This is a genomic window from Caulobacter sp. P4_E5 (assembly GCF_056401555.1).
In genome coordinates, this window is sequence record NZ_JBFUJD010000098.1 from 1 (window position 1) to 16,893 (window position 16,893).

A 16,893-nucleotide genomic window follows, 5' to 3' on the forward strand; every position below is an offset into this window, starting at 1 on the left:
GGTTGTCACAGGGCCGTGATCCGAATATCCAGACCGCCGCCCGACAGATACGCCGATAAGAGGACACCCTCGATGCGACGCAAGCTCGCCGGAATTTTGGCCACCGCGGTCATCTCCGCATTCGCCTTCCCCGCCATCGCCGCCGCCGGCCCGGACTCTTCGTCCGACCAGACTTCGCGCGCCGATCCGCTGGGCGAGCTGATCACCTCGGCCCTGAGCGGCGGCGCCCTGCCCGGCTCCGTCGAGTTCAAGATGAAGGCGACGATGTATCACGCCGGCGCCAAGGGCATCCGCGCGCTCGACTCGTTGGGCTGCAAGGTCGCGGCCATGCGCACCGTCGCGGTCGATCCCAAGGTGATCCCGCGCCGCACCGTGATCTTCATCAAGGAAACTGTCGGCCTGCCCATGCCCGACGGCGGCACGCACGACGGCTACTGGTACGCCTCCGACATCGGCGGCGCGATCAAGGGCCTGAAGCTGGACCTGTTCAGCGGCGTCGGCGCCGCCTCGATGAAGACGCTCCGCGGCATTGATCTTTCCAGCCTTTCGGTCAGCCAGGTCGGCCAATTCAAGGGCTGCCCGCCGCAATAACGGGCGCCGCCGCCTCCTCCGAGCTTCGCCGTCTTGGCGCTCGGCCATGTTCCCCCTACAGGTGATGACCGTTCGAGGCCCTCGATGGGCTCGGGAGGTCGTTCATGCGTGTTCTGTCCGTCAGCGTCCTGGCCTTGATGGCCGCCGCCGTTCTCGCCGCCTCGCCGGCCAACGCCGCTGACGACCTCTCCGGCTTGAAGGCCCGGGCGGCCAAGGTTCAGATCGTCCGCGACGACTGGGGCATCGCCCACATCCACGGCAAGACCGACGCCGATGCGGTGTTCGGCATGGCCTACGCCCAGGCCGAGGACGACTTCAACCGCGTCGAGACCAACTTCATGACCTCGCTAGGCCGCACGGCCGAGGCGGAAGGCGAGAAGGCGATCTGGGCCGACCTGCGCCAGAAGCTGTTCATCGATCCGGCCGTGCTGAAAGCCGACTACGCCAGGAGCCCGCCGTGGCTGAAGGCGCTGATGAACGGCTGGGCCGACGGGCTGAACTTCTACCTGGCCACCCATCCCGACGTGAAGCCGCGCGTCATCACCAAGTTCGAGCCCTGGATGGCGCTCAGCTTCTCGGAAGGCAGCATCGGCGGCGACATCGAGCGGGTGGCCCTGACCCAGCTCGAGGCCTTCTACGGTCAGCGGCAGCTAGCCATGACCGCCGACGAGAAGGGCCTGCTGTTCAAGGAGCCCAAGGGCTCAAACGGCTTCGCCATCGCCCCGAAGAACACGCTGGAGGGCCACGCCCTGCTGCTGATCAATCCGCACACCAGCTTCTTCTTCCGTTCGGAGATGCAGGTGGCCAGCGACGAGGGCCTCAACGCCTACGGCGCCACGACCTGGGGCCAGTTCTTCATCTACCAGGGCTTCAACGCCAAGGCCGGCTGGATGCATACCTCCAGCGGCGTCGACGTGGTCGACGAGTTCGCCGAGACCATCGTCGAGAAGGACGGGAAGCACTTCTACAAGTACGGCAAGGAACTGCGCCCGCTGAAGAGCGAGGTGATCGCGGTCCCTTACCGCGCCGCCGACGGGACGATGGCGGAAAAGCGCTTCACCGTCTTCAAGACCCATCACGGCCCGATCGTCCGCGAGGCCGATGGCAAGTGGATCAGCATCGCCCTGATGAACAGGCCGATGGCGGCGCTGGAGCAGTCGTTCCTGCGCACCAAGGCGACCGACTACGCCAGCTTCATGAAGGTGGCGCAGCTGAAGGCCAATTCGTCGAACAACACCCTGTTCGCCGACTCCAAGGGCGAGATCGCCTATCTGCACCCGCAGTTCATTCCGGTGCGCGACGACCGCTTCGACTACACCAAGCCCGTGGATGGCTCGGACCCGGCCACCGACTGGAAGGGCCTGCACGATCTAAAGGACGCGCCGCACGTGCTGAACCCACCGAACGGCTGGGCCTTCAACACCAACAACTGGCCCTACACGGCCGCCGGCCCCTACAGCCCCAAGAAGGCCGACTATCCGAAGTACATGGATTCCGCCGGCGAGAACCCGCGCGGAGTCCACGCCGACCTCGTGCTGAAGGACGCCAAGAACCTCACCCTGGGCGGGCTGATCGACAAGGCCTATGACCCGTACCTGACGGCCTTCGCGCGGATGATCCCGACGCTGGAGACCGCTTACGCCGCCACGCCCGACGGCGATCCGCTGAAGGCCAAGGTGGCCGACCAGGTCGCCGCGCTGAAGGCTTGGGACCGCCGCTGGTCGGCCCGGTCCACGGAAACCTCGCTGGCCGTGTTCTGGGGCGAGGCGATGTGGGCCAAGGCCGCGCCGGCCGCCAAGGCCCAGGGGCTGAACACCTACGATTACATGGCCGACAAGCTGACCGTCGCCGACAAGCTGGCCGCCCTGGCCGAGGCGTCCGATCGCCTCGTCGCCGACTTCGGGGCGTGGAAGACGCCGTGGGGCCAGATCAACCGCTTCCAGCGCAACGACGGCGCGATCGTCCAGACCTTCGACGATGCCAAGCCCAGCCTCCCGGTGCCGTTCACCTCGGCTCAGTGGGGCTCGCTGGCCTCGTTCGGGGCCAAGCGCTGGCCGGGGACCAAGAAGTACTATGGGACCCTGGGCAACAGCTTCGTGGCCGTCGTCGAGTTCGGCGACAGGGTCCGGGCCCGGGCGGTCTCGGCCGGCGGCGAGAGCGGCGACCCGGCCTCCCCGCACTTCAACGACCAGGCGCTGAGGTACAGCCAAGGCAATCTGCGCGACGTCTATTTTTATCCCGAGGACGTCAAGAAGCACGCCGTGAAGACGTACCGCCCGGGGGAATAGCCCCGGGCGGCATGAGGCAAGCCTAGAACCGCAGAACCGCGCCGAGGTTGAAGCGGGTCTCATTGCCGTCCAGCTTGAGCTTCTCGCCGCCGGCGAAGGTCACCGCCTTGTCGTCGTACTTCACGCGCAGGGCTTCCGCCCGGAGGAACAGGTTGCCGGTCAGCAGCTGTTCGTAGCCGACGCCGTACACCAGGCCCTTCTCGGTCAGCTTCTTCTTGGAGCCGATGATCGAGGCCTCGACCTTGCGGCGCTCCAGCCCGACCTTGCCGTACAGCAGGCCGCCTTCGGTGATGACGAAGCCCGCGCGGGCGGCCGCGCCGTAGCGCAGGCCCGGATCGATCGTCACCCTGGAGCCGGCCAGGGTGCGCGAGGCCTTGCCGCCGCCAGCGCCCAGCGACGCCTCGCCGCCCAGATAGAGGCTTTCGCCGACCACCGCGCCGTAACCGACGAAGCCGCTGTAGTCGAAGCCGGTCTTGTTGGCTGAACCCGCGGCGGCGGCGCCCGTCTTGGGCGTGAAGTCCAGCTTGGTCTTGGGCTTGGCATAGCCGGCCTCAGCCCCAGCGTAGAAGCCGCTCAGGGCGTCGGCGTCCTGGGCCATGGCAGGGGCGGCGAAGGCCGTGCTCAGCAGGGCCGCGGCGATGATCGTGGTTTTCAGCATGAGAGAGACTCCATCTCGTTGACGACGCCGGCGGATGGGCCGGCTGGACGTGGAGCCTTGGTGGCGGGAGGCGATGGAGGGTCTGCGCGGGAAGTGTGGAGACCGCGTGCGGGCGACCTTAAGACTAATTCATTTGCCAGAACGACGATCGCCGGGCCCTTGCGTGGGGATCGCGAGGCTTTCGCCGAACCTCCACGAAACCTCGACACTCCCCCGGCAGGATGCGCGGCCCAGGTTCAGGATCCCGAAGATGGAAAACGCGCTGATCTGCGTGGTCGAGGACGACCCCGACATCGCCCGCATTCTGCAGACCTATCTGGAGCGCGAGCGCCTGCGCGTGGTCTGCGCCACCGACGGCGAGGTCGCCCTGCAGCAGCACCGCAGCCTCAATCCCGACCTTCTGCTGCTGGACGTCAACATCCCCAAGATGGACGGATACGCCGTGCTGGCCGAGGTGCGGCGGCGCGGCGACACGCCGGTGATCTTCGCCACCGCCATGGCCGAGGACATCGACCGCCTCACGGGCCTGCGGATGGGGGCCGACGACTATGTAGTCAAACCCTTCAACCCGGCCGAGGTGGTGGCGCGGGTCAAGGCGGTGCTGCGGCGGACCCGCGGCGGCGGCCGAGCCGGAATGCTGCGCCACGGCCCGATCGAGGCCGACCTTTCGGCCCACCTCGCCCGCGTGGTTGATCGCGACGCCGGCGCGACGACCCTGAACCTGACACTCAGCGAGTTTCGCATCCTGGTGCAGTTTCTGAACGCGCCGATGCGGGTGCTGGGTCGGGCCGAGATCCTGGACGCCTGCCTGCCTGACAGCGACGCCCTGGAGCGCACCGTCGACAGTCACGTCAGCAATCTGCGGCGCAAGCTGGAGACGGCGGGGGCGATGGGCTTCGTCGTCAATGTCCGCGGCGTCGGCTATCGCCTGGTGGGCGCGACGTGAAGGCCCCGCCCACCCTCGCCCGCCGCCTGGGCATGGCCGTCGCCAGCATGCTGGTCTGCGCGGTCGTCTTTATCGCCACGGCCTCGGCCGGGATCGACAGGCTGATCAATCTGGAGATCAAGAGCCGCATTCCCGCCCGTCTCGCCCACGCCATCGAACAGCTGGACCGCAACGAGGTCCCTTCCCATGCCGACATGTTGGCCTTGCTGAAGGCGATGGCCGCTGAACAGACTCGCGCGATCGTGCTGAGCTACGCGGGCGTGGCGGTCTTGTCGCTGCTGGTCATCGCCCTCTGCGTCTGGTTCGCCGGGCGGATCGCGCATCGCTTCGCCGAGCCCGTCAACGCCGTCGCCGACGGGGCCAAGAAGATCGGCGCCGGTGACTTCAGCCACCGCATCGTCCCGCCGCCGAAGCTGACCCGCGAACTGCAGAGCCTGGTCGACGGCTTCAACGCCCAGGCCGAGGCGCTGGAGAGCTCCGAGCGACGGATGCGGTTCCAATCCGCCGCCATCGCCCACGAGCTGCGCACGCCCCTGACCGTGCTGAACGGCTATATCCAGGGTGCGCTGGACGGCGTCTTTCCGCGCGACGATGCGCAGATGCGCGCGCTGCTGACCCAGGTGCACGACCTGTCGCGGATCATCGACGACCTGCGCACGGTCAGCCTGGTCTCGACCGGCGCCCTGTCTCTGGAAGTCGCCGACTGCGATCTGGCCGAGGAAACGCGCTCGGTGCTTCACGCCCTGGCGCCGCAATTCACGGCGGCCGAGATGATCGTCGAGACCGATCTGGAGCCCGCCCTCGTTCGCGCCGACCCCGCCCGCGTGCGCCAGATGCTGCGGGCGATTCTGGAGAACGCCCGCCGCTACGCCGCCGAGGGCGGTCGCCTGTCGGTCCGCACCTTTGTCCAGGATGGCGAATGCGTGCTGCAGGCCGCCGATCGTGGCCCCGGCTTTCCGGCGGACCATCGCGCTTTCGAGGGTTTCTGGCGCGCGGACCTGTCGCGGACCCGGGCGACGGGCGGCTCGGGCCTGGGTTTGGCGGTGGTCAAGGCGCTGGCCGACGCGCACGGCGGCGAGATCACAATCCGCAACCGGCGCAACGGCGGCGCGGTGGTGGAGCTGCGGTTCCTGGCTCGCGACGACGCTCAGCGCCTGGCCCTGCCCCGATCCGTGCGCCTGCCGGCTTAGATATCCCCGCCCACGTTCGAAGCGACGCCCGGCGCGCGGGCGACGTGGATGCCGCACTCGGTCTTTTCCTGGCCCGCCCAGCGGCCCGACCGGCCGTCCTCGGAGGGCTTGGTGCACGGCCAGCAGCCGATCGAGGCGTAGCCTTGGGCCACCAGCGGATGGGTCGGCAGCGCGTGCTCGGCCACATAGGCGTCCAGCTCCGCCTTGCCCCAGTTGGCCAGCGGGTTGAACTTGATCTTGCCGTCGGCCTCCTCGACCACCGGCAGGCTCAGGCGGTCGCCGCCGTGGAAGCGCTTGCGGCCGGTGATCCAGGCGTCGAAGCCGCCCAAAGCCCGGTCCAGCGGAAGCACCTTGCGGATGTTACAGCAGGCGTCGACGCTGGCGCGCCACAGGTCCGAGTTCGGGTCCTGGGTCGCCAGGTCCGCGAAGGCCGGGCGCAGGTCGCGCACGTCGGTCAGGCCGAACTGGGCGGCGACGTTCTTGCGATAGTCCAGCGTCTGGCCAAACAGCATGCCAGTGTCGAGGAACAACACCGGGATGGCCGGCGACACTTGCGAGGCCAGGTGCAGCAGCACGGCCGACTCCGCCCCGAACGATGAGACCAGGGCCAGCCGGTTTCCGAAGTGCTCGTGGGCGGCGCGCAGGATGGTCAGCGGATGGGCGTCGCGCAGCTCGGCGTCCAGCCGAGCCGCCAGCCCGGGAGCCGTCGCGCCGGTCTGGTCGTAAGCCATCAGGAGGCCCTTTCCTCGAACGCCAGCCGTTCCTCGAAAGCAGGAGGGCGGTCGTCGGCGGCGCGCTGATAGACGTGGCGGAAGCGGCGGGCGGCCTTGGTCCAGGCCTCGGGCGTCGCGCCGTCGGCGGGTTCGAAGGCGTCGAAGCCGCAGCGGACCATGAAGCCGGCCTGCTCCTGCAGCACGTCGCCCACCGCGCGGACCTGGCCCTGGTAGCCGAACCGCTCACGCAGCAGGCGGGCCGAGGTATAGGCGCGGCCGTCGCGGTATTTCGGGAAGGCCAGGGCCACCACCGCGATGCGCGGCAGGTCATAGGCCAGAACCTCGACCTCCTGGTCGGACTCGATGCGCACGCCGACGCGGCGGCTGTTCGACGACAGCAGGGCGTCGCCTTCGGCCTCGAAGCGGGCCAGCGACAGGATCACGTCGCCCGCGTCGGGAATGGCGTCCTCGTCGGCGACGTGGACGAAGGCGTCGTCGGCCCAGCGGGCCTCGCCGTCCGCCAGCTCAATCAGCTTGGGCATAGACAGCCTCCTTGAAGGGCTCGAGGCCCACGCGGCGATAGGTGTCGAGGAAGCGCTCGCCGTCGGCGCGGACGTTGAGATAGGCCCCGACCAACTGCTCGACGGCCGTCGCCACCTTGTCCGCGGGGAGCGCCGGGCCCAGGATCTTGCCGATCGAGGCGTCCTCGGCGCCGGAGCCGCCCAGCGACAGCTGGTAGAACTCCTCGCCCTTCTTATCGACGCCCAGAATGCCGATGTGGGCCACGTGGTGGTGGCCGCAGGCGTTGATGCAGCCGCTGATCTTGATCTTCAGCTCGCCGACCTCCTCCGCGCGATCGGGATCGGCGAACTGGCGGGCGATGTCCTGGGCGATCGGGATGGCGCGGGCATTGGCCAGGGCGCAGTAGTCCAGGCCYGGGCAGGCGATGATGTCGCTGATCAGGTCGATGTTCGGCGTGGCCAGGCCCGCCGCCTGCAGGGCCGCGAACACGGTCGGCAGGTCGTCCTGCTTCACGTGCGGCAGCACCAGGTTCTGGGCGTGGGTCACGCGTAGGTCCGAGAAGCTGTAGCGCTCGGCCAGGTCGGCAACCAACTCCAACTGATCGGCCGAGGCGTCGCCCGGCGTCTGATCCGGAGCCTTCAGCGAGACCTCGACGATCGCATAGCCCGGCTGCTTGTGGGCGCGGACATTGTTGCGCACGAAGCGGGCGAAGGCGCTGTCATGGGTCTTGGCGACCTCGAAGGCTTCCGAACGGGCCGGCAGGATCTCGAACGGGGTCTTGGCGAACGACGCGCGGATGCGGGCCAGCTCGGCGGCGGGCAGGTCGGCGCGGGCGCCGTCGATCTTGCTCCACTCCTCCTCGACCTGGCGCGCGAACTCCTCGGCCCCCAGGGCGGCGACCAGGATCTTGATCCGAGCCTTGTAGATGTTGTCGCGGCGGCCGTGGCGGTTGTAGACGCGCAGGACGGCTTCCAGGTAGCTCAGCAGCCGGTCGGTCGGCAGGAACTGCTTGATGGTCGGGCCGACATAGGGCGTGCGCCCCTGGCCGCCGCCGACGATCACCTCGAAACCGTGCGTCCCGTCGCGTCCCTGGCGCAGCAGCAGGCCGATGTCGTGCACCTTGGCCGCGGTGCGGTCTTTGGCCGAGGCGGTGATGGCGATCTTGAACTTGCGCGGCAGGAACGAGAATTCCGGGTGCAGGGTCGACCACTGGCGGATCACTTCGGACCAGACGCGCGGATCGTCGATCTCCTCGGCCGTGGCGCCGGCATAGGGATCGGACGTGGTGTTGCGGATGCAATTGCCGCTGGTCTGGATGGCGTGCAGATCCACCTCGGCCAGCTTGTCCAGAATGTCCGGCGCGTCCTTCAGCTTGATCCAGTTGAACTGGATGTTCTGGCGCGTGGTGAAATGGCCGTAGCCCTTGTCGTAGTCACGCGCGATCTCGGCCAGACGGCGGGTCTGGGTCGGGTTCAGCGAGCCGTACGGAATAGCGATCCGCAGCATGTAGGCGTGCAGCTGCAGATAGAGGCCGTTCATCAGCCGCAGCGGCTTGAACTGGTCCTCGGTGATCTCGCCGGCCAGGCGGCGGCCGACCTGGCCGCGGAACTCGTTCGAGCGGTCGATCAGGAATTCGCGGTCGATGACGTCGTACTGGTACATGGCTTTCCGCCCTACTTCCTGCGGATCAGATCGACGCGGCCGGTCGAGCGCGCCGCGCCCGCGGCGTGGCGCAGGGCCTCGACGACGTCGCCGCCCTCGGCCTGCTTGCCGTGCGTGGGTTCGTTGGTGGGGCCCAGGGCCCGGATGCGTTCGCGGTAGCTGAGCGGCGCCCAGCGGCCCTCGGACTCGATCAGGTCGATCGGATAGACGTCGACCACGACGGTCGGCTGGCTCTTGCCCGTGGCGACGGCGGCCTCGATCGGCTCATCGGCGTCGAACAGCTCGGCGTCGCCGAAGCTTTCGACCCACTGGCCGCCCTTCCAGAATACCACATCGCCGTCGATCAGGCGGTTGGCGGTGATGGCCTTCATGGGCGCGAGCTCCGCTCGAACGGCAGGGAATGGGAAACCAGATCGGCCGCCGGCGCGACGTCGGCCATCGCCATCGCCTCGCCAACCATCAGCAGCGCCGGACCCGTCAGGCCTTCGGCGGCTTGGGCCAGGTCGGCCAGGGTGGTCAGGATGCGGCGCTCGTCGGCGCGGCTGGCGTTCTCGACGACCAGGGCCGGGGTCGAGCCCGCGCGGCCGGCGGCGGTCAGGCGCTCGGCGATCAGGCCGGCGGTCGAGACGCCCATATAGACGACGACGGTCTGGTTGGGACGCGCCAGGGCGGTCCAATCGAGATCGGGTTCCCCATGCGCGGCGTGCCCGGTGACGAAGGTGACGGCCTGGGCCGCGCCGCGATGGGTCAGCGGCGCGCCAGCGCCGGCGCTGGCGGCCAGCGCGGCGGTGACACCGGGCACGACGTGGCAGTCGACGCCCGCGGCGCGGCAGGCCAGCAGCTCCTCGCCGCCACGGCCGAACAGGAACGGATCGCCGCCCTTCAAGCGGACAACGGTCAGGCCCTCCAGGGCCAGGGCCACGATCAGCTGGTTGATGTCGTCCTGCGGCAGGGTGTGGCGCGACTTGCGCTTGGCGACGTTGATCCGCCGCGCCGCCGAGGGCGCCAGGTCGAGGATCTCGTCGGAGACCAGGCCGTCGTGCACCACGACGTCGGCCGCCCGCAGGGCGTTGAAGGCGCGGAAGGTCAGGAGATCCGGATCGCCGGGACCGGCCCCCACCAGCCACACCGCTCCCGGGACACGCGTGGTCCGCGTCCCGCCGACGACGACGAGACCGGACTTGCGGCCAGACTGGCTGGGCGGCGCCGTGCGAGGGGCCATCGGGTGTCAGGTCCTCTATAAGGCGCGGAGCGAGATTTCGCCGCCGCGCGACCCTTGAGTTTTCAACGCAATGCGGGGCGGCCTTTTCAGACCACCCCGCCCTACCCTGGAAGAAATAGTGGGGGCGACCTTGCGATCGCCCCCACGGCGTCCACTAACGAAAAGGGCCAATCCGTCAGCGAACGCTTGCAAACTCGGCGCGAAGAGGCCAATTCGCAAACAAGGACTTCTGCCGGGGCGTTCAGTAAAACTCATGGAAAGACCGAACGAGCGCCGCCGCCTGCCGCCCCTGAACGCCCTGCGCGCGTTCGAGGCCGCCGCGCGGCATCTGAACTTCAGCCGCGCCGCCGACGAGCTGTCGGTGACGCCCGGCGCCGTCAGCCAGCAGATCCAGAACCTCGAGGACTATGTCGGGGCCGCCCTGTTCAAGCGCACGCCCAAGGGCCTGCTGCTGACCGACGCGGCCCAGACCGCCCTGCCAGCCCTGCGTGAGGCTTTCGACCGGCTAGCCGAGGCCGCCAGCCTGCTGACCGCCGCCGTCGACGGCCGCCGCCTGACCCTGACCGCCGCCCCCTCGTTCGCCGCCAAGTGGCTGGTGCCGCGCCTGGGCAAGTTCGAGCAGGCTCATCCCCAGGTCGATGTCTGGCTGTCGGCTGGCATGGAGGTCGTGGACTTCGCCACCGGCGAGGTCGACATGGCCATCCGCTACGGCTCGGGCCGCTATCCAGGCCTGGAAGTCATCCGCCTGCTGCACGAGACCGTGGTGCCGGTCGCCAGCCCGGGCCTGCTGGCCGAGAACGCCCTGGAACGTCCCGAGGACCTGGCCCACCACATCCTGCTGCACGACGGCTCGCCCGACGCCGACGACAGCTGCCCCGACTGGGCGATGTGGCTGGCGGCGCGCGGCATCAAGGGCGTCGACGGCGCGCGCGGCCCGCGCTTCAACCAGTCCAGCCTGGTGATCGAGGCCGCCGCCAACGGCCGGGGCATCGCCCTGGCCAAACGCACCCTGGCCCAGGCCGACCTCGACTCGGGGCGCCTGGTGATCCCGTTCGAGGCCTCCACGGCGGTCGACTTCGCCTATTACGTCGTCCACCCCAAGGCCAAGGGCCGCCTGCCCCAGGTCAAGGCCTTCGTGACCTGGCTGAAGGCCGAGGCCGAGGCCCACGAAGCCGCCCTTCTGACCCTGGACAACGGCTCGGGCATTTAGGCGCTTACGGCTCTGGTTTTAGGGGCAGGAACCGGCTTAAAGGAGCCCATGAAAACGACGACTCTCACGGTCGACGAGCGCCTCGCGCCTGCCGACTGCCAGACCATGGCCGACGTGCGACAGGGCGTGGACGCCCTGGACCGGGCCCTGGTGCAGCTCCTGACCGAGCGTCAGGGCTACATGGACGCCGCCGCCCGCATCAAGGCCGATCGCGGCAAGGTCTTCGACCGCGCGCGGATCGAGGACGTGGTGACCAAGGTCAAGGCCACAGCCCGCGAGACCGGCCTGTCGGAAGCCATCGCCGAACCAGTCTGGCGCACGCTGATCGACCGCTGCATCGCGTATGAATACGACAGCTGGGATCGGACGAAGGGCTAAGCGTGCGAGCGCCGCCTCTCGCGGGTCGCGTCAGACTTTAATCGGGCCGAACATGCCGGTGTGGATCAGCGCGTTCCAAACCTTCTTAATGGCCTGCCCTGTCTCTTGGCTGACAAAAAGCGATGAGAGACTGCCGTGTGGCCTTCCCAAAAAGTAAGGACGCATCGTCTCCCAGGTTTCAGCCACCTCCGCAGATCGCCAATTGGGTACCTCTTGTTCAAGGATCAGTGGCAGCGCAATGGCCAATGGCACCATTCCGTCGCTGTCCAACTCCCGCTCCCAAGTGCATCGAACCAAAATGGGCGTGGCTTGAGAGTTGTAGAGTTGCACGTCTAGCCGCTCGGCGGTGATGTAGGCGATGGAGTGGCGCGGCAATGCGTCAACAGAGTCGACCACCTCTTGTCCATCTCCGTATGGGCAAGTGATGAAGCCGTTAGCGAAAAATCGCGTGTGATCTAAACCTTTATAGCCACACCGATCGCTAGGGGTCGTTGCCGGCCAACGGTTGTCGCGGCCTCCATTCACGAGCGGATGCCAGGTCGGATAGGCATCCACCACCGGTCCCAGTTCATCAGCGATAGCTCTTAGCGCTTCCCGGCTACGCCCGCGCTCCGACGCCTCGATATGCCTTGAAACGAAGTAGTCTTCGATCTGATCGTATCCTGTCCGCTGAGCTTCATCTGCTCGAAACGCCACACCAAATCTCCTAAAACCATGGACATGCGCACAAATATATCATCTTGCGCATAAAATGCAATTCTTATGCGCAAGATGATATGGGCACGCAGAATAGTTTGGGCATTGGCGCCGGAGTAGCGCTTCCTCAATTCCCGTCGATCAGGTTCCCGAACTGGCCGAGGATGCTGCCCTCGCCGCGGTTGCCGCCCTGGCCCTGCGCCGCCTGCATCATGCGGCCGGCCAGGCGCGCGAACGGCAGCGACTGGATCCAGACCTTCCCAGGGCCGCGCAGGCGAGCGAAGAACAGGCCCTCGCCGCCGAACAGCACGCTCTTGACGCCGCCGGCCATCACCAGGTCGAAGTCGATACCGGGCGTATAGGCCGCCACGCAGCCCGTATCGATGTGCAGCTCCTCGCCGGGCGCCAGCTCGCGCTCGACCAGGGCTCCGCCCATCTGCACGAACACCCAGCCGTCGCCCTCGAGGCGCTGCATGATGAAGCCCTCGCCGCCGAACAGGCCGGTCATCATCCGCTTCTGGAAGTGGATACCGATCGAGACGCCGCGCGCCGCCGCCAGGAAGCTGTCCTTCTGGCAGATCAAGGTCCCGCCCAGCTGGCCCAGGTTCAGCGGCAGGATCGAGCCGGGCGTCGGCGAGGCGAAGGCCACGCGCGCTTTGCCCTGGCCGGTATGGGTGAAGACGGTGGTGAACAGGCTCTCGCCGGTCACCAGCCGCTTGCCCGCGCCCAGCAACTTGCCCATGAAGCCGCCGCCCTGGTCGCCCGAGCCGTCGCCGAATACGGTGGTCATCTGGACGCTGGCGTCCTTCCAGACGAACGAGCCGGCCTCGGCCACGGCGCTCTCGCCCGGATCGAGCTCGATCTCGACGAACTGCAGCTCCTCGCCCTTGATCTCAAAGTCGATGTCGTCGGCGACGCCGGCGCTGCGTTGGTGGCTCCAGGGGCTGGCGGGCATGGGAGAACTCCTCGTGTCTAGAGCCCTGTTCTAGCGAGGCCGCGCCGATCCCGCCAATTACGCATCCTTTAAAATTGACCCGCGAAGCGCCCTCCAGGGCGGTCAAGTCGCATGGTTAATTTGGTCATACCATTAGTCAGACAAATGAGACAAAGGCTCGCCCGACCACGTCATACCGGCCCGCGCACGAAAGGTCGGGTTTTCCTCGACAGTTCAACACCTAGCGTGTTTTCACCATTGAGCGCGCTTCCATCGACGAGCGGCCCTCCACACGCTGAGGTTTTGGCCTGACCACGTGGTCGCCAGTTCGTACGAAGTGGCATTACCAATTCTTGACAAGGACGCGAACTGGTCGGATAAGTCTCGCCAAGGGCGCCAGGTCAGTGCGCCGGGGGAGGCATTTCTGATGATCCATGCTCGCAACACCTTCGCTCTTCGCGCCGCGCTCATGGCGTCCTGCGCGGCGCTGGCCGTCGGCTCGGCCGCCGAAGCTCGGCAAGCCGCGCCCGCCAAATCCGAGGCCGAGACCGTCGAAGCGGTGGTCGTCACCGGTTTCCGTCAAGCCTACGCCAACGCCATCGCCACCAAGCGCGAGACGCTGGAAATCTCGGACGGCATCTCGTCGGACGGCCTGGGCCGCTTCCCCGACCTGAACGTCGGCGAGGCGATTCAGCGCATTCCCGGCGTCCAGATCAACCGCGAGGCCGACAGCCGCAACGCCACGATCAGCTTGCGCGGCCTGCCCGGCACCTTCGCGCGCACCACCCTGAACGGCGGCGCCTTCGCCGATCCGATCCTGAACGGCTCGACCCCGCTGGGCGCGTTCAACTCCGACATTTTCACGGCCATCAACGTCATCAAGTCGCCGTCGGCGTCGAACCTGGCCGGCGGTCTTTCGGGCAATATCGACCTGCGGATCAACCCGGCCCTGGCCCGCAAGGACGGCGGCTTCGCCAAGCTGTCCTACGAGCACAACGACCTGGGCGACCTCGGCAGCCCGCAGGCCTCGCTCGGCTACAACAAGCACCTGACCGACGATTTCGCCGTGTTCGGCGTCGTCGCCTGGAAGGACGAGAAGTTCCGCCGYGACTCGATCACCGTGAACTCGTGGGCCAACCGCCTGGGCTCGATCCAGGTCGGCAACCAGGCCACGCCGGGCAACAACCCGGTCTATGACGCCCTGATCGCCAAGTATCCGGGCGGCGTCTACTACCCAAGCCAGACCCGCCAGCTGGTCAAGTTCAACCGCGGCACGACCCTGTCGGCCGCGACCGGCTTCGAATGGCGGATCAACGACAGCTGGAAGTTCGGCGCCAACGGCTTCATCACCAAGCGCAAGCTGGATGAGGCGACCAACAACCTGCTCTATATCGACGCCGGTCCGGGCAACAACACCAACACCGCCCTGACGGCGACCTCGGCCGTCGCCCACATCACCGACATCGGCACGCCCTACATTGTCAAGACGCCGAACGGCGACCGCGCCTACGTCAACAAGTTCTCGGCCGAGAACATCAACACCTTCGACTCGGTGCGCTCCGAGCCCGCGAAGAACCAGACCTGGGCGATCAACCCGACCCTGGAGTTCAAGAACGACGACTGGAAGGCCACCGCCAACCTGACCGTCTCGCGCGCCAAGGCCCAGGCCAACCAGATCGAACTGGACGTCGTCCAGAACCCCTACCGCAACCTCGGCTCGGCCGGCCTGAACGGCATCACCACCTCGGTGTATCTGGGTGGTTCGGACCTTTCGAACTACACGGCCGTGCTCAACACGCCGCACGCCACCCACCTGCCGACCGGCGGCTTCCTGATCCCGGCCACCCCGACCGCGCCGACCCAGGCCGGCGCCCAGATGCCGGGCCAGTCGGCGACCACCGCGGCCGACCGCTTCGGCGTCACCGGCACCAGCGGCCAGGCCGACAACGTGCTGGACGCGTTCCAGCTCGACTTCGACCGCACGCTGGACGGTTCTTTCATCACCAACCTGACCTTCGGCGGCCGGGCCGAGCACAACAAGTTCACCTCCAGCGGCTCGCGCAACACCGCCCTGGGCGCCCAGACCCAGAACATCACGCCCGACATGGCCGGGCAGCTGTCTTACGCGCGCGACTTCTTCGGCGGCCAAGCGGCCGGCGCCACATCGAACTGGATGAACGTCGACATCGACCGAATCCTGAAAGCGATCACGCCGGTCAACACCAACCTGCGCACGGCGACCAATCCGAACGGCCTGCCCGACCAGTTCGCCCTGGGCGCACCCGGCGTGTTCCTGACGCCCTACGGCGTGGTGAACAACTACACGGACGGCAACTACTGGAACAACAACTTCAGCAACCAGAACGACGTCTTCTCGGCGTATATCGCGGCCAAGTTCAAGACCGACCTGTTCGGCGTTCCGGTCCGCGGCACGGTCGGCACGCGCTACGAATACACCGACAACAAGATCGTCGCCCTGAACTGTAAGAACTGCACCACCGCCCTGGCGGCGCTGGCGGGGCCGATCAACCACTCCCTGTCGACCCAGACGTCGAAGCGGAACTATGACTACTGGCTGCCCTCAGCGATCGTCGTGGCCGATCTGCGCGACGACCTGGTGTTCCGCGCCGCCGCCTACCGCACCTATGTCCGGCCGCAGCCGCGCGACAACGTGCCGACCACCTTCGTGCAGGTTCCGGTCGACGTGAACCCGCCGACCGACCCGGTCTATACGGTCACCCTCGGGGCCACGGACATCAAGCCGTACACCTCCGACTCGTATGACGCGTCGCTGGAATGGTACAATCGCCCGGGCGGCCTGATCTCGATCGCGGCCTATCGCAAGGAGATCCAGGGCTATATCGGCCCGATCACCGACCAGGCGATCCTCTGCCCGGCCAGCGGCAAGATCGACGGCGTCGACGTCGACCTGGGCACGCTCAGCATCGACAACTCAGCCGGCACGCCGCGCTGCGTCAGCTCGAACCGCTTCGTCGGCGCCGGCGGCGTCCTGAAGAACGCCCAGGTCAACATCAGCGGCAAGACCAACCAAAGCCCGATGACCGTCACCGGCTTCGAGTTCAACATCCAGCAGAATCTCGACTTCCTGCCAGGCTTCTGGAGCGGTTTCGGCGGCGCGTTCAACTTCTCGCGCACGAAGATCGACGGCAAGGACACGGCTGGCAACAAGATCACCCTGCCCAGCGTGTCCAAGAACAACCTGAACCTGATCGGCTACTACGAAGCCAAGGCTTGGGGCGTCCGCCTCGTCTACAACTGGCGTGACAAGTACGACCTGGCGGCCGGAAACTCGTTCGTCGGCGACGCCCGCACGGTCAAGGCCCGCAGCCAGCTCGACGCCTCGGCCTCGTACAAGCTCACCGAAAGCATGACGATCTCGGTCGACGCCTTCAACCTGACCGACGCGACCCGTTCGGAATACGAGAACGACCCGATGCTGCCGCGCCGCATCGACTACGACGGCCGCACCTATCAGGTCACGATGCGCGCCAAGTTCTAAGGCGGGCCATCGCACCCTCTCCTCCTCGGGGGCCGAAGTTCGCTTCGGCCCCTGTTTTTTGTCGTCAGCCCTTCAGCGACCGCAGCGCCTGTTCGTGGGCGTAGGCGGCGATGTCCATCAGGGCGACGTCCAGGGCCGTACGCACGCCCTCCAGGCTCTCCTCGCCGGCCTCGCACCGTTCGCAGACCTCGCCGAGCGCGAAGGCCCCCACCCCGCGCGCCGCGCCCTTGACGGTATGGACCGCGTCCTTCCAGCCCGGATGGACCGGATCGAGCATCGGCGTCCACAGCGCGGCCTGCTCGCGAAACAGCGCCAGCACCTCGTCGACCACCCCGGAATCCCCCGCCGCGAACCCTTCCAGGT

The 16,893-nt window shown here is 67.4% G+C and carries 16 protein-coding genes; 7 read left to right on the forward strand and 9 right to left on the reverse strand.

Features of this window, described 5'->3' with window-relative positions; all coding sequences use genetic code 11:
• The first annotated feature begins 72 nt into the window (after positions 1–72).
• Entirely contained in the window at positions 73–591 is a 519-nt protein-coding gene (locus tag AC1DSO_RS22110) for a 3D domain-containing protein (protein ID WP_477070857.1), read from the forward strand.
• 104 nt (positions 592–695) lie between these two features.
• Positions 696–2,879 (forward strand): acylase, encoded by a 2,184-nt coding sequence (locus tag AC1DSO_RS22115; protein WP_477070858.1) that lies wholly within the window; start codon positions 696–698, stop codon positions 2,877–2,879.
• A 22-nt stretch (positions 2,880–2,901) separates the two neighbouring features.
• Here the strand turns inward: AC1DSO_RS22115 and AC1DSO_RS22120 are convergent, their stop codons facing one another.
• Positions 2,902–3,537, reverse strand: a complete 636-nt coding sequence (locus AC1DSO_RS22120) for a porin family protein (protein ID WP_477070859.1) — start codon at positions 3,535–3,537, stop codon at positions 2,902–2,904.
• Between the two features lie 250 nt (positions 3,538–3,787).
• Between AC1DSO_RS22120 and AC1DSO_RS22125 the strand changes: the two genes are divergently transcribed.
• Both AC1DSO_RS22125 and AC1DSO_RS22130 read left to right on the forward strand, forming a co-directional pair.
• Positions 3,788–4,483, forward strand: coding sequence for a response regulator (locus tag AC1DSO_RS22125; RefSeq protein WP_477070860.1), 696 nt, complete (start codon positions 3,788–3,790; stop codon positions 4,481–4,483).
• The gene (locus AC1DSO_RS22130; protein ID WP_477070861.1) at positions 4,480–5,673 is read left to right on the forward strand and encodes an ATP-binding protein; all 1,194 of its coding nucleotides are present in this window, start codon (positions 4,480–4,482) and stop codon (positions 5,671–5,673) included. Before AC1DSO_RS22125 ends, AC1DSO_RS22130 begins: the two co-directional genes overlap by 4 nt.
• Here the strand turns inward: AC1DSO_RS22130 and AC1DSO_RS22135 are convergent.
• Genes AC1DSO_RS22135 through cobA form a run of 5 tightly spaced genes read right to left on the reverse strand, consistent with a single transcriptional unit; the run spans position 5,670 to position 9,792 of the window.
• Positions 5,670–6,404 (reverse strand): phosphoadenylyl-sulfate reductase, encoded by a 735-nt coding sequence (locus tag AC1DSO_RS22135; protein ID WP_477070862.1) that lies wholly within the window; start codon positions 6,402–6,404, stop codon positions 5,670–5,672. The genes AC1DSO_RS22130 and AC1DSO_RS22135 overlap by 4 nt on opposite strands.
• Positions 6,404–6,928 carry a DUF934 domain-containing protein gene (locus tag AC1DSO_RS22140; RefSeq protein ID WP_477070863.1) on the reverse strand — a complete coding sequence of 175 codons (525 nt, stop codon included), beginning with the start codon at positions 6,926–6,928 and terminating at the stop codon, positions 6,404–6,406. Before AC1DSO_RS22140 ends, AC1DSO_RS22135 begins: the two co-directional genes overlap by 1 nt.
• Positions 6,912–8,570 (reverse strand): nitrite/sulfite reductase, encoded by a 1,659-nt coding sequence (locus AC1DSO_RS22145; RefSeq protein ID WP_477070864.1) that lies wholly within the window; start codon positions 8,568–8,570, stop codon positions 6,912–6,914. Before AC1DSO_RS22145 ends, AC1DSO_RS22140 begins: the two co-directional genes overlap by 17 nt.
• A gap of 11 nt (positions 8,571–8,581) precedes the next feature.
• On the reverse strand, positions 8,582–8,941 hold the full coding sequence (locus AC1DSO_RS22150; protein WP_477070865.1) for a DUF2849 domain-containing protein: 360 nt from the start codon (positions 8,939–8,941) through the stop codon (positions 8,582–8,584).
• Positions 8,938–9,792 (reverse strand): uroporphyrinogen-III C-methyltransferase, encoded by an 855-nt coding sequence (gene cobA, locus AC1DSO_RS22155; RefSeq protein ID WP_477070866.1) that lies wholly within the window; start codon positions 9,790–9,792, stop codon positions 8,938–8,940. Before cobA ends, AC1DSO_RS22150 begins: the two co-directional genes overlap by 4 nt.
• Positions 9,793–10,045: 253 nt before the next feature.
• Between cobA and gcvA the strand changes: the two genes are divergently transcribed.
• Positions 10,046–11,002 carry a transcriptional regulator GcvA gene (gene gcvA, locus AC1DSO_RS22160; protein WP_477070867.1) on the forward strand — a complete coding sequence of 319 codons (957 nt, stop codon included), beginning with the start codon at positions 10,046–10,048 and terminating at the stop codon, positions 11,000–11,002.
• A 48-nt stretch (positions 11,003–11,050) separates the two neighbouring features.
• Positions 11,051–11,380: a chorismate mutase gene (locus tag AC1DSO_RS22165; protein ID WP_477070868.1), complete on the forward strand. Its 330-nt coding sequence runs from the start codon at positions 11,051–11,053 to the stop codon at positions 11,378–11,380.
• A gap of 30 nt (positions 11,381–11,410) precedes the next feature.
• Here the strand turns inward: AC1DSO_RS22165 and AC1DSO_RS22170 are convergent, their stop codons facing one another.
• Together AC1DSO_RS22170 and AC1DSO_RS22175 are read right to left on the reverse strand one after the other, a co-directional pair.
• Positions 11,411–12,076 (reverse strand): hypothetical protein, encoded by a 666-nt coding sequence (locus AC1DSO_RS22170; RefSeq protein ID WP_477070869.1) that lies wholly within the window; start codon positions 12,074–12,076, stop codon positions 11,411–11,413.
• Between the two features lie 127 nt (positions 12,077–12,203).
• Positions 12,204–13,031, reverse strand: coding sequence for a TIGR00266 family protein (locus AC1DSO_RS22175; RefSeq protein ID WP_477070870.1), 828 nt, complete (start codon positions 13,029–13,031; stop codon positions 12,204–12,206).
• 406 nt (positions 13,032–13,437) lie between these two features.
• Between AC1DSO_RS22175 and AC1DSO_RS22180 the strand changes: the two genes are divergently transcribed.
• Positions 13,438–16,530 (forward strand): TonB-dependent receptor, encoded by a 3,093-nt coding sequence (locus tag AC1DSO_RS22180; protein WP_477070871.1) that lies wholly within the window; start codon positions 13,438–13,440, stop codon positions 16,528–16,530.
• Between the two features lie 64 nt (positions 16,531–16,594).
• Here AC1DSO_RS22180 and AC1DSO_RS22185 read toward each other — a convergent pair whose 3' ends face one another.
• Positions 16,595–16,891 carry an Hpt domain-containing protein gene (locus tag AC1DSO_RS22185; RefSeq protein ID WP_477070872.1) on the reverse strand — a complete coding sequence of 99 codons (297 nt, stop codon included), beginning with the start codon at positions 16,889–16,891 and terminating at the stop codon, positions 16,595–16,597.
• Positions 16,892–16,893 lie beyond the last annotated feature (2 nt).